The 12,333-nt window shown below is 40.9% G+C and carries 17 protein-coding genes; 14 read left to right on the plus strand and 3 right to left on the minus strand.

Annotation, left to right across the window (positions count from 1 at the left end; genetic code table 11):
- The first annotated feature begins 34 nt into the window (after positions 1–34).
- The 6 genes from QFZ80_RS15500 to QFZ80_RS39040 all read left to right on the plus strand — a co-directional run bounded on the left by QFZ80_RS15500 (position 35) and on the right by QFZ80_RS39040 (position 5,216).
- Complete coding sequence (locus QFZ80_RS15500; RefSeq protein ID WP_373460095.1) at positions 35–928, plus strand: carbohydrate ABC transporter permease; 894 nt, start codon at positions 35–37, stop codon at positions 926–928.
- A 29-nt stretch (positions 929–957) separates the two neighbouring features.
- Positions 958–1,791 carry a carbohydrate ABC transporter permease gene (locus tag QFZ80_RS15505; RefSeq protein WP_307545578.1) on the plus strand — a complete coding sequence of 278 codons (834 nt, stop codon included), beginning with the start codon at positions 958–960 and terminating at the stop codon, positions 1,789–1,791.
- A gap of 105 nt (positions 1,792–1,896) precedes the next feature.
- Positions 1,897–3,675 carry a cache domain-containing sensor histidine kinase gene (locus QFZ80_RS15510; RefSeq protein WP_307559790.1) on the plus strand — a complete coding sequence of 593 codons (1,779 nt, stop codon included), beginning with the start codon at positions 1,897–1,899 and terminating at the stop codon, positions 3,673–3,675.
- 211 nt (positions 3,676–3,886) lie between these two features.
- Entirely contained in the window at positions 3,887–4,279 is a 393-nt protein-coding gene (locus QFZ80_RS15515) for a hypothetical protein (RefSeq protein ID WP_307545581.1), read from the plus strand.
- Positions 4,280–4,503: 224 nt separating this feature from the next.
- On the plus strand, positions 4,504–4,683 hold the full coding sequence (locus QFZ80_RS15520; protein ID WP_307443650.1) for a hypothetical protein: 180 nt from the start codon (positions 4,504–4,506) through the stop codon (positions 4,681–4,683).
- Positions 4,684–5,027: 344 nt separating this feature from the next.
- Positions 5,028–5,216, plus strand: a complete 189-nt coding sequence (locus tag QFZ80_RS39040; RefSeq protein ID WP_373460017.1) for a DUF3973 domain-containing protein — start codon at positions 5,028–5,030, stop codon at positions 5,214–5,216.
- 497 nt (positions 5,217–5,713) lie between these two features.
- On the opposite strand, the gene QFZ80_RS15525 is transcribed toward QFZ80_RS39040, so the two are convergent.
- Positions 5,714–5,989, minus strand: a complete 276-nt coding sequence (locus tag QFZ80_RS15525; RefSeq protein WP_307443648.1) for a hypothetical protein — start codon at positions 5,987–5,989, stop codon at positions 5,714–5,716.
- Positions 5,990–6,213: 224 nt separating this feature from the next.
- On the opposite strand from QFZ80_RS15525, the gene QFZ80_RS15530 reads away from it, so the two are divergent.
- The 8 genes from QFZ80_RS15530 (at position 6,214) to QFZ80_RS15565 (ending at position 10,232) form a co-directional block, all read left to right on the plus strand.
- Positions 6,214–6,786: a GNAT family N-acetyltransferase gene (locus QFZ80_RS15530; RefSeq protein ID WP_307443646.1), complete on the plus strand. Its 573-nt coding sequence runs from the start codon at positions 6,214–6,216 to the stop codon at positions 6,784–6,786.
- Between the two features lie 288 nt (positions 6,787–7,074).
- Entirely contained in the window at positions 7,075–7,524 is a 450-nt protein-coding gene (locus QFZ80_RS15535) for an NUDIX hydrolase (RefSeq protein ID WP_307545583.1), read from the plus strand.
- Between the two features lie 182 nt (positions 7,525–7,706).
- Positions 7,707–7,991, plus strand: coding sequence for a hypothetical protein (locus QFZ80_RS15540; RefSeq protein ID WP_307545584.1), 285 nt, complete (start codon positions 7,707–7,709; stop codon positions 7,989–7,991).
- 185 nt (positions 7,992–8,176) lie between these two features.
- Positions 8,177–8,437: a hypothetical protein gene (locus QFZ80_RS15545; RefSeq protein ID WP_307545585.1), complete on the plus strand. Its 261-nt coding sequence runs from the start codon at positions 8,177–8,179 to the stop codon at positions 8,435–8,437.
- Positions 8,438–8,651: 214 nt separating this feature from the next.
- Positions 8,652–9,086 (plus strand): hypothetical protein, encoded by a 435-nt coding sequence (locus QFZ80_RS15550; RefSeq protein ID WP_307559793.1) that lies wholly within the window; start codon positions 8,652–8,654, stop codon positions 9,084–9,086.
- Between the two features lie 93 nt (positions 9,087–9,179).
- Positions 9,180–9,383, plus strand: a complete 204-nt coding sequence (locus QFZ80_RS15555; protein WP_307545589.1) for a hypothetical protein — start codon at positions 9,180–9,182, stop codon at positions 9,381–9,383.
- Between the two features lie 328 nt (positions 9,384–9,711).
- Positions 9,712–9,972 (plus strand): hypothetical protein, encoded by a 261-nt coding sequence (locus tag QFZ80_RS15560; protein WP_307559795.1) that lies wholly within the window; start codon positions 9,712–9,714, stop codon positions 9,970–9,972.
- Complete coding sequence (locus QFZ80_RS15565) at positions 9,969–10,232, plus strand: hypothetical protein (protein ID WP_307559797.1); 264 nt, start codon at positions 9,969–9,971, stop codon at positions 10,230–10,232. Before QFZ80_RS15560 ends, QFZ80_RS15565 begins: the two co-directional genes overlap by 4 nt.
- Positions 10,233–10,967: 735 nt before the next feature.
- On the opposite strand, the gene QFZ80_RS15570 is transcribed toward QFZ80_RS15565, so the two are convergent.
- Together QFZ80_RS15570 and QFZ80_RS15575 are read right to left on the minus strand one after the other, a co-directional pair.
- Positions 10,968–12,026: an IS110 family RNA-guided transposase gene (locus QFZ80_RS15570; protein ID WP_307559799.1), complete on the minus strand. Its 1,059-nt coding sequence runs from the start codon at positions 12,024–12,026 to the stop codon at positions 10,968–10,970.
- Positions 12,023–12,244, minus strand: coding sequence for a hypothetical protein (locus tag QFZ80_RS15575; RefSeq protein WP_307545596.1), 222 nt, complete (start codon positions 12,242–12,244; stop codon positions 12,023–12,025). The genes QFZ80_RS15570 and QFZ80_RS15575 overlap by 4 nt, the downstream gene beginning before the upstream one ends.
- Positions 12,245–12,333 lie beyond the last annotated feature (89 nt).

Genomic DNA, 12,333 nt, shown 5'->3' on the forward strand with positions numbered 1-12,333 from the left:
CGGCGAAGCATGCTGCTGGTGGAGGCGACTTTCTGTGACAAGAAGATGGAGAAGCTACACAGAGGCCTATACGTTTATTTTACCGAGTGCGACCTTAATGGCCGCACTCGGCATTTATCCGATCCTGTGGGCATTACGGTATATGTTTTACGACTATAAAGGATATGGTGCGGCGAAGTTTATCGGGATCGAGAATTTCCAAAGGCTGATGCATGATGAACAGCTGTGGCACGCCGTTAAGAATACGCTCATCTATGGAGCGGGCAAAGTGCTGATTACGCTTCCGGTGGCGCTGCTGCTGGCCGTCATCTTGAATGGGAAGCTTCAAGGACGAAATTTCCTCCGGGGCATCTACTTCATGCCGACGATTTTAAGTACAGCCGTCATGTCGACGGTGTTTTATATCATTTTCAATACGTATAACGGGCTCTTAAATCAGATCTTAAAATCGGTCGGACTGCCATCCGTTGAGTGGTTGGGGACAGAGCATGCGTTGCTCACGACCATCCTTATTGCCTTCTGGGGCGGGCTCGGGAATTACATGCTGTTATTTATCGCTGGTTTGCAGGGGATTCCCAAGGATGTCTATGAGAGCGCAGCAATCGATGGCGCGAATGGCTTGCAGAAGCTGGTTTATATTACGATTCCCATGCTCGGCCCTGTGCTAAATATCATTATGATGATTGCTATTATCAGCGCTTTGGAAAGCTACGAGTCGATCATGGTGCTGACTGGCGGCGGACCTGCGGGGAAGACGGAAGTCATGTACTTATATTTGTTTAAGCTGCTGTTCCCTGTATCAACGGGTGAATCGATGACGCAGGAAATTGGGTATGGCTCGGCAGTTGCCTTTATTCTGGCTCTCGTCGTTGGCGCCATTACAGGACTCTATCTCTGGGTATCCAGGAAAATTAACAATATTTACTAACTAATCGTGACAGAACGGAGTTGATCCGGATGATTTCTCGTTTGATATCCAAAACTGCGATGTGGCTGTTCTTGCTCATCATCGCTGTGTTGATCCTATTCCCGGTCGTTATGGCCATTCTAGGCTCATTGAAAAGCAACCACGAGCTGAATGCCGGAACGTCGATCCTGCCTGCGAGCTGGCAGTTTGACAACTATGCGACGACTTGGGTGCAGGCTAAGTTTTCATCCTACGTTGTGAATAGCTTGATTTACAGCTTAGGGGGGACCGTCACCACGCTTATCGTCGTTTCGCTTGCTGCTTATGCGTTTGCCCGTAAAGAATTTCCTGGCAAGAAGCTGATGCTCGGTATTTACACCTCCATGATGTTCATCTCCCTGGGAGCTTTGACGCTTAAACCGCAGTTCGAGCTTATGGTCTCCCTTCATTTGCACAAATCTATTATCGGGATGATCATCATGATGACCGGTGCGGGCGGAAGCTCCTTCTTTATCATGTATGCCTTTATAAAAAGCATTTCAAAAGATCTGGATGAAGCGGCGATGATCGATGGGGCGAGCTTTGCCCATATTTATCGGAAAATCATTCTCCCGCTAACACTTCCAGCAATCGGCATTGTCGGCTTATTCTCCTTCCGCAGTGGGTGGAATTCGTATCTCGTTCCGCTGGTCTTTACCATGTCGCAACCGAAGCTGCAGCCGTTAACGGTCGGACTTGTGAACCTGCGCTACGGCATTGCGGGAGCGATGCAGAGCCACCTCATGCTGGCCGGCGCCTGTATTTCCATGATTCCCATGCTGATTATTTATGTGCTGGCGAATAAAACTTTCATGCAAATGAACGTTGGCGGACTAAAGGGCTAAGAGTTGGCCAGATTTACCAGGGATGTGAAGAAAGCGAGGAGTCTACTATTCGAGGGTGAAATTCGTTACAATGATCATAAGACATAGAAGGAACCGGGGGCAAAAATGAAGCTCATTTATCGCATATCGTTTCAGCAAAGAGTTTGGATCGGATTCATTTTTGTCGTCACCGTAGCGGTAGCCGCTACGGGTTTGCTGTCTTACCGTATCGCGGCGAATATCTCCGAGAGCAACGCCTATAAGCTGAGCCAGGATACCTTGAATAAGACGTCTCAAGCACTGGATGAGAAGTTGGGGAAGGTTCGCACCTCCATTTTTTCCATGATCATGAATCCCGATTACCAGAAAGCGGTGGGGTTTAACGCCAATTCAATACAGGATGCCAATTATTATACGTATTTATCGAGCATGCAGGACGTCTATGTTCAACTGCGAACAATCGAGCCTATGATCGTATCCGCGCTGGTGGCGACTCCGAACGGCAATTATTATCAAATTACGCAGGCCTTGAAGCCGAAGTACTCGTTCTATCAGTCTGACCTGTATCAGCGCATCATGGCACAAAAGGGGAAACATCGAGAGGTTTGGGTCGAAGGGCATGAGGACGCCATTTTTGAAGGTGGCAAACGATTTATCACCTTTGTGACAGAAGGTATTTTGAATGATGTGTCTCGCGAGGTTTTCGTGGTAGCGAACATCAAGGAAGATGAATTGAAGAGGTTCGTCTATACCAATTTAAATTGGCGTGACGGCAGCTATATGTTGGTGAATCAGCAAGGCTTGGATGTATTTCAGTCGGATGCGGATGCCAATTTTTCGCAGAAATTAAAAGCGGACCCCCATTTTATTCAGGCGCTTCAGCAACAGGACGGCTTTTTTGAGTATGAAGCGAATCGTCAACACTACATGATTAATTTTACTAAGCTTAAAGTTGCCGGCGATTGGACACTCTTCAGTATTCTCCCAAAATCGCAGCTTTTCGAACAACTGGAAAGCCTGAAATGGACGATCATGACGATTATTATCTCCTGCCTGCTGATCGGATTTATTTTTGCAAGGTTCATGACCAGGTTCCTAATGAAGCCTCTTTTGAATTTGCAGCATGTCATGCTAAAGGTGGAAAATAATGATTGGAGCGTCCGGTTTCAAAGTGATTATGTGGATGAAATTACACAGGTCGGCTTTCGCTTCAATCGGATGCTGGATGAAATCAACCGCTTGTTTCAGGAGGTTTCCGTTGCCGAAAAAGAGAAGCATATTTCTGAAATGAAAGCCCTGCAGGCGCAAATCGCTCCTCATTTTTTATACAACACATTAAATACGATTTATTGGAAAAGTCAGCTTGAGCAATCTGAGGCTGTTCAAAAAATGGTGCTGGACTTGTCTAAGTTATTTCAACTCGGACTGAATAAAGGGGGGGAACTTACGACGTTAAAGAACGAGCTGCAGCATATGGAGCACTATTTACTGATCCAGCAGGAGTGCTATGAGAACTTATTCGATTATTTTATTGAGCTCGATGAGGGCATCGACGTTCAGCAATCGATTGTAAAAATCATTATTCAGCCATTGGTTGAAAATGCGATATTACATGGATTTAAAAATCGCCATGTAGGCGGAGAGATCAAAATTGCGATCAAGCAATCCGAACGTTATTTAATTCTGACCGTTGAGGATAACGGCGAGGGGATGGTTGTCGGTGCATCGGGTGTCCAACGGGAGCAAAGTGCAAATTCGTCGGGCTATGCGCTCTTTAATATTCAGCGAAGATTGGAACTTCATTATGGTAGTGAGGCTACAGTGAAAGTGGAGAGCGAGATCGGGGCGTTTACAAGAATTACGCTTATGATTCCTCGCATCGGAGGAAATTTGGATGAAATTTGAACGGCGTCTTCATCTATGTAGATTTAATCCATCCCCAACTATAAAGCCGGGAATCCTTAGTAAATAAGGGTTTCTAGCTTATTTTTTTTATCACTAGTAAAATTTCAATACATAAGTTTATAATAGCCTCAATTTATTTTGGAATCGATAGGATTGCAGGAATCGGTAATAAAATGTCAAGGGGGACTACTATGAATCTAACGAGACATCCGTGGAAAAAAATACGCTAAGAAGACTGATTCTCTCGTTTATTTGCATTCTTCTACCGCTCTATATCCTCAGCATGATCATTTACAATTGGGGGATCCGTACGTTACAAGACGAAATATCCAAATCCATGATCTTGCAAGTATCCCAATATTTTAGCGGGTTGGAGGAGGAGTTCAGACGAATTCAAACGTTGCAGTACGATGTCTTAAGCGACGACAATTTAAACGCGCTCGGAGCTATTCCTGATTCATTGAATGATATCGAGAAAATGCAAAGCATTCTAAAACTCCAGCAGCGGCTCAATGCCATTCGAAACAGCTCTACGTACATTAAGGATGTGTGCGCTTACATACTGTCCGGCGACATAAACATAGGTGCTTTGAGATCCCCATAAATTGGGGATTTTTTATTTGAAAGCGCATATGTTTGTGTCGCGAAGCCACGACACAAACATATGCGCATAATCACGGGTTCATTGGGAGCAGTTGTTAATGATTTATATTTTTAGTCTGTTCGCTCCGCTAACGGGCAGCATAGTTCAATAAAGTGGTTTTATATTCTCGAAAATAGGACAAAACTTGAAGTAGTTCATGTATCAGAAGGAGAAAGTAAAAAAAGATGGATTTCAAAGTAGGAGAATCATTAACATTCGAAAGCATTAGAGTAAAAGTAGTTGAAATCAAAGATAAATCAATTGTTTTTGAGGTCTTATCTACAGGCAATGAGGAAGATGAAGGTGACTTAATGGAAGTTCCAATGTCGTATATAGAAGAGAACAAACACAAAGTAATAAGATGAGGTACCTTGTTAAACTGCACTTATTTCACATTTTCTTTGAGTGGTAATAATAACAAGAAAAGTAAATTCGGGGTGAAGAATTTATGCAATTTATCAATGAATATGTAAAATTGAGGATACCTTTGCGCCAAGGAAGCGGATCGAGGAACTTGAAGCATAGGTGTACGTTCACGAACCAAACTAAACGCAATTATAACAAAAGATGTTACCTTATATTTTTTGTGTCATTATTTTGGAATCGAATAACTAACCAATGTAAGAAAACTTAACATTAAATTAATGCAATAGTCTGATTATTCTGATATAATGATAGTAATATAAACAATAGATTAGGGTGATTCCTTTTGTACTATTGTATATCCTGTGAAGAAACTCATAAATTGTCGGACTGTAATGGGGAAGTTTTCAAAACTGGTTTTATGTTCTTCGGAGGTAAGAAAATTCCATTAGGATACTGCTGTTCATCAAAGCAAACAGCCATCATAGTTGTTGAAGAAGCTAAAATAGAAATAGATACCAATATTGCTATTTGATAATAAATAAGTTAATAGTCAGCTGATCCACAGACGTTTGAAGAAAATAACTAGAACTTCAAACTATTTTAAGAGAGCACATGGCTTGTGTGTAACAATATATAAAACACTTCACCGTACTGTACGGTGAACATAAATAGGTTACAATAAAGCCCTTGGTACTCAGGGCTTTATTTTGTTTGCAACCACTTTTGCTTCACAAAAGGGGAATGCAAACCGGTTTTGCTTCCATGCCTGAAAGGTGAAGGGCTTGCTCTTTGGAAAACTTTTGGATGAAAATGGACTATACCTTTAAGATTTTGCCAATCTTAGCAAACCCTCATTATCGATTTTCTTGTAATTAGTTCAAGAGTAAGATTTACTACTCTTGTAGATCCATTGTGGAGTCCTTTGACCTATTGATGGGGATGACGCAATGTATTCTCGAAAGGATGGATAGGCCCTATTGGATTCACACTGGTAAGTAATACAAAAAAACTACCCGAAGGTAGGTAACTCTACAATTTCTTAAAGTTAAGAACAAGTCCACCAGTGCCTTCTAGACTCACAACCCATTTTAATGCGTTGCCTGATCCTATTTTTGCACTTACAGATACTTGAAGATTGTTTAATTCAAAGTTGGTAAACTTGGCTGCGATTTTTTCAACGATTTCTTGAGTAAAGGGAACAAGTTCTTCATTGGTGTCGTCTTCTGTTAAGTCGTCGAGTGTATTAAAGGATTTTTCAACAGATTCTTTTTTGACTGGAATATAGAGCTGGATGTCATCTGGCATAATATCATCATCTCCCTATAATTAATAGGAAAATTATACCATTATGTAGTTTTGAAGTCAGTAATTAAATGTAATTCTTGCATGAACGGAGCCTAGAAATAGGCTCTTTTTGAGCAAAAAAAGGAGATTCAAGAGGGCAGAATACTTATAACGAAAAAATACTACCTACGTGTTTGATTTGAGGGTTAAAATTGTCTGAACACATAAAATTATTGGAGGCACATATGCGAGATATAGATTACAGCAATTATTTCTGGCAGGATGAAGCAATAAGATTGCGTGCAATACAACCAGAAGATTGGGAGAATCACTATATCAACCGTTTTGATACTCCTGCACGGCGCCTTTTAGAGTGTGCGGTTGAATTGCCTCCTACAGTTACAGAGGCAAAATCATTTGCAGAATCATTTTCTGACTTCTCATCGAATCGTCTTATGTTTACTATCGAAAACTTGAACGGTGAAAATGTCGGCGGGATCAACCTAAACAGCATCGACGAAAAAAACGGAACGTTTAGCATCGGTATTCAAATTGACAGAGACCACCGCGGCAAGGGTTACGGCACAAGGGCAGTAAACATACTTTTAAAGTACGCTTTCTTTGAACGTAGACTAAATAAGTTCAATGATTACGTACTTGAAGGAAACGAAGCATCCACTGCAATGATGAGAAAGGTCGGATGCGTTCAAGAGGGGGTTCGTCGCCAGGTATTCTATACTAATGGACGATATTTTGATTCCATTTTGTTTGGGCTAACCAAGGATGAATATGTTGAGCATCTCTCAAAGATCAACTAACGGAGAAACTATAGCTCAATCACAACACGACGGCAGCCGGCACTGATATGCCGTTGTTCGTTGAACTAAAGGGCAGGAATATGTCTGTTGTAGATTACAAACATATTAAGGATTATGAGTTGCCTCCACATTATAAGCACATAATCATTGGACTTAACTAACGCAGAAAGATAGTGGAGAAGCTCATTCAAAGAGGCTTCTCCTTTGTTTGTTGAATTAATGGGAGTTTACTCCAACGCTTTAGTATTTTAGAATTAGATTGAAATAGGTCAAGAAAGGGGTAGAGCCTTGTACCGAGTTGATGTTGCATATGCTTTGATTACAAATGAAGAGAAAGATAAAGTTTTAATTGTTAGAAATATACATACTTCGAGTTGGTCGTTACCAGGTGGATCTGTAGAGATTGAAGAATCGTGGTCTTCAGCAGCTGTTAGGGAAACCAAAGAAGAAACAGGTTTTGAAGTTGAATTATTGGGTATTTGTGCAGTAAACGAATGCTTTTTTGAAGAAAAAAATGAACACGTAGTATTTGTAACATTTAAAGCAAAGACAGTAAAAACAGATATTATGATTACACGACCTCATGAAATAGCTGAAGTAATGTGGGTAGATCTTGATGAGGCTAATCATAAAATGCCTTACTATAAATGTGGATTAAAGAAACTGATTGAATCAGATGTAATTCCTTATGATTTTCAAGGCAAACAAACCTTACGAACATACAACTCGTTAAGCTAACGAAAAACGATAGCTTAATAACAAGATCTAGCAGGCTACCGGTGATGAATTCGGTGGCCTATTCCGCTCCCTCAGAGAATAGTTTAATCAATTATTGGGTACTCTTTAGGGTAAAAAACTTCAAATATCAGGTGTAATCAGAGAATAAGTTTTTAATAATTTTGAAGGAGAGTTTGATTTAGATGAACAACCTTAAGTTTTTTGTTTATCAAGTTTTACTTTCATTTCTCGGTATTTCAGTTGATATTCTGTTTAGAGAATTTATATATGATTCGTCCTTTTTTAATAATAGATATATTCCAGCACTAATTGAGACATTAATAAATGGTGTCTTACTATATTTTACGTTTAAATTATATTCTTCTTTAAAAACAACTAAATTACGATACAAGATTTTAATACATATTGCTGCTTTTATTTTAGGAGCAATATTGGTGGGGTTAACGGGGAGTTTTGTGGACATGTAAAGGTGGGTGTTTTTATTTCGTTGAACTAACGGAAACTATAGTTGAATAAACATCAATGGACGAAGCTGCCGGCACGATCGGCAGCTTCGTTACGTTAACGGGCAGATTAATTCAAATAAATCATTTTCCTTAAAGTGGGAAAATGTTAAGCTCAAGGAAAGAAATTGTGGGGAGACATTGAATTTATGAATATTAATGAAATCAGAGATTTAGTCAAAAGAAGATACCCCCTCTGGAATATATACTTAAGCCAATCTGGAGTGGCAATCTGGATAAATATGAATGATGGGTACAATTCATTTATATTACAAGTAACCCCAAAAGATGGGGTAGGAATATCAAAATGGAAGGAATCAGAGGGCTTAGACTTCAGTGGTCACGATGAATCATTTAACAGTCTAAATGAAGCATTGGATTATATGGATTCAAAGATATCTCAGAAATGAGGATGTAGACCAGCATTGAGCTAATGGTGAACGATAGCTGAATAGAGACACCGCGGCAGCCGGCAATCGGCTGCCGTTTTCCGTTGAAATAACGGGCATTTTTACGCAATAGTTCAAAATTATATACGTAACTTTATTGGTTCTGTACGTCTATATATGTATAATAATGGAAGTTACCTCGGTTCTAAATTTATAATTGGAAGGGAATGGAAAAATGATAAAAAGTAAACTCTTATCTTTACTCATTATATTGGTGCTTTCAGGTTGTCAAAATGATGAAATATCTGTTGCTCAGTTAGATAATATTAAATTAGAAATAGTTAATAAAACAAATCAGCCAGAAGGCGTTAGTTATTCCATAAAGCTAACAAATGAATCAGGACACGTAATTAAACAAAATAACATATATTTGAGTTTCCCTTTAAAGACTCAGGATAATGGAATATTAGGAAATACATTTAAAATTGAAGCAACTGGAAACAAGCTAAACATAAAGGACAATGAGGAATTAATAGTTAATGTTTTTGCTCTAAAAAAAGGGTATGAAGGCAATAGTAATTTGGATTTAGATCACCCTTATGTGGAAATTAAAGGATATATTGATGAAATGAAAGGTGAGAATATGTTTCATACTGGACATGGTACTTAAACAAAGGGTTCATTGAACTAACGACGGCAACTGTCACACAATCGGCAGCCGATGTCCTTTGATACTCCTGTTTATTTCTAAAGGAAGTGAAAAATGAAACTGCCTTATAAAGTTGGATATTTACTAACAGTATTCTGGTTTTTCTTGGTTGCTTACGGATTTAATAAATTTGATTCAGATAATGAAAGTAAAAAGGTTGAATTTGTTTTGTTTTCTGCTTTTGCTGGGCTAATTTTATTCCCAATTTATTTCATTATCGTTTATTTATATTACCGTTTATTCAAGCGAACACCATGAATCAAGAATGCTCAAGTCGTTCAACTAACGAAGAACGATAGCTCAATAAAACAGTGGTAGTCTAGGACTTTATTTTCTCGTCCAAGGCTGCCGCTGTTTCTTTTATTGGGGTCAGTCTAAAACTTATTTTACGAAGGCTGCCGATTTTGTAATTCTAAAACCCGCGTGGGATCAGCAACTCCAGTCTAAAACTTTATTTTCAACGAACAGCAAGACAGTTTAGGATGAGAGGGCTGGCAAGTAGCTCTCTTTTCTATTGTGTGCATAGATAGGTAAATTATGGTAATAATGACCTTTGTGTAAATTTGATATGACAAGGGGAACTTCTATGCACTTTGTAATAGGTTTCATCATCATTGGGGCAGCTTATCGGTGGGGGGATTGGCGGAACTGGAAGAAGTATCATTCGACCATGATGTACTTTGCGCTGGGGAACTTACTGTACCACTATCTCTGTGCCAACCATCTGTTATGGCAGTTAATGCCTGACTTTTCCCTTAGTCATAGTATAACCGAAATGATCTATACCTTTATTGTTTTCCCGGCTACAGCGCTGCTATTCCTAACGACTATCCAGAGGGTCGGATGAAGGTCGTCTTTCACTATATCCAATGGGTACTCATTTACGGCGGTACAGAATACGTTTTGCATATGTTCGGGCGAATTCAGTATCAATATGGCTGGGGGTTTTGGTGGTCCTTGTTATTTGACTGCACGATGTTTCCTATGTTGAGACTTTTCTCGGTGAAGCCCCTGCTGGCGTATTTAGCTTCAGCTGTGCTTACGGTCTTCTGGGTGGTGCTGTTCAAGGTTCCGGTGAATGTGCCAATTGAGCTTAGGGGATCGTAGCGCCCTATAGCTGATCTAGATGCAAAAAGTGCATGTCATTTTTAAGGAATTGATGGCAGAAGGCAGTTGTTCTGCACAACATGCAGGTCATTTGAGCGATATGGCTTGGAATCGGGGTGAAATGAGGTAATTACCTGTAGGAAATGCAGGTTGTGATTTATGCGAAGGATGTCCTGGTCTAATGACTAGGCTTTTTTTCTATTTGATATCCAATTCCTTTGTCAAATTAGGTGACATTTAATAACTTTCCACCTCAAAACTGAACCCTTAATACACTACCCTTATGGTTATGGAGTCGTGTTGTTTTTCCTCCGCTACAATTAACGATTGTCACTAAGCTCCCTCAGAGAATAAGGTTTTTCTCACGAATTCTCGCTCATTCGCAGGATTTCAATATGCATGTTAAATAGGAGTTCAGGTGTTTGGGTAGTGTGTGGCAGGCAGTTCCGTTAGAGAGCATGCGGGAACAGAAGGTGCTGATTATTTTTACAACATCTTCCATGAAAAAGTTATACTGCACGCTTCTCTCCACAAGGTCCTTGGGGATTCACTCTCCCAAATCTCGACGGGTCTATGCCCTCACATTCCTTCGTCCTATCTTCCCAAGGTGTGGAGTCCGATCAACGTTAACGGAACGGGTCTATGCCCTAAAGCTGAAAAATCTCGGTACTCGGTGCTTTCTTTGTTAGATCCTGCGAATGAGCCAATCTACGTGTCAGGGTTACGATTCGCTTTTTATGCTGCTAATGGTAGCTGGGCCTTATCCATGGAGAATGATTGTCCTTCTCTTGCCATGGCTACAAGCATACGGGCTAGTTTCCCAATCAGCTTCATCATGGACTGCATTTTCGTCATTCGTTTCACTTCGGTATTATGCGCATGCAAGGCTTGGAACGCTTCATTGAAAGATAACAGGTGAAACACAGTGAAGTAGAGATGCTTGCGCAGTAGTGAGTTGCCTCGTTTGGTGAGCTTGATTTGCCCCTTATACTTGCCTGAACTTCGTTCTGCTAAGTTCAATCCTGCCTTGCGCAATAATTGATTTCCGCGAGACAGCTTACGTAAATCCCCGCCAAATGCCAATATGGCATCCGTTGCAGGAACGGAAGCACCGACTGATCGAACGAGATCTGAACAAGGAATTTCAGGCAGTACCTTTTCAATCATCTCGTCCGCTTCATCAATGATTCGGCAGATTCTTTCATACTCTTCGATGAGGTGCCTCAGCTCCCATTTGTCTTCTTCAAGGGCAGTAGTGTCTCCCACGCTATGTCTAGCGAGTGATTGAAGTTCCATCGCCTTGTTCTTACCTCGCACCCCGCCAGGTCTGGCCATATACTCACCCCAGATCTGTACCATTTGCTCCGGAGTTAGCTGCAATAGGTCAGAAGGGGCTGGGAACCGGCGCAAAGTGGCCAAGGAACGATCGCTAAAAATATCATCAAATGCTTGTCTGTATTCTGGAAACCGGATATCGAGCCAGCGGTGGATTCTATTCTTAATCCGTCCTGATTTAACAACCCAGTGCTCTCTGTTTGTAACCATAACCCGTAAGCGGCGGAATGCTTCATCCTTTGGAGAGAAGGGCGTGTAGAACCCACGACTCACCGCATCGGCGATGACCAGAGCATCTTTTGGGTCGTTCTTGGAAGGTGAGTTATCTCTGTTTTCCTTATTGCGTTTGGTTGTCATTGGATTGACAAGAGCCACATCAATTCCTTGACCCACCAACCAGTTGGCAATATTGAACCAGTAGTGACCGGTGCTCTCCATTCCTACAACGAGGTCATTCATGCCGTGCATCTTCTGTATTTCCGAATACTGTGTTCTAAATGCTCAAAGCCAGCTAGGTCATTCGAAAATAGAATAGGCCGCTTAGTGAGGACAATACCTCGAAAATTAATGGCTTGTGCAGCGTGCTTCTCCTTGGCAATGTCGATGCCTATGACCAGAGTGGTAGTGGAGATTCGTTCTACGCGTTGATTTTGAGACTTAATTGGATTAGACTTCATGATAACGCCTCCTAAGGTGAGTTCTGAGGGCTGCAACCCAGTACATACTCATCCTAGCGAGGCGTCCTTTTTTCTGCAAGTTCAATCTA

The sequence above is a fragment of the Paenibacillus sp. V4I7 genome (genome assembly GCF_030817275.1).
In the GTDB taxonomy this organism is placed as follows: Bacteria; Bacillota; Bacilli; order Paenibacillales; family NBRC-103111; genus Paenibacillus_E.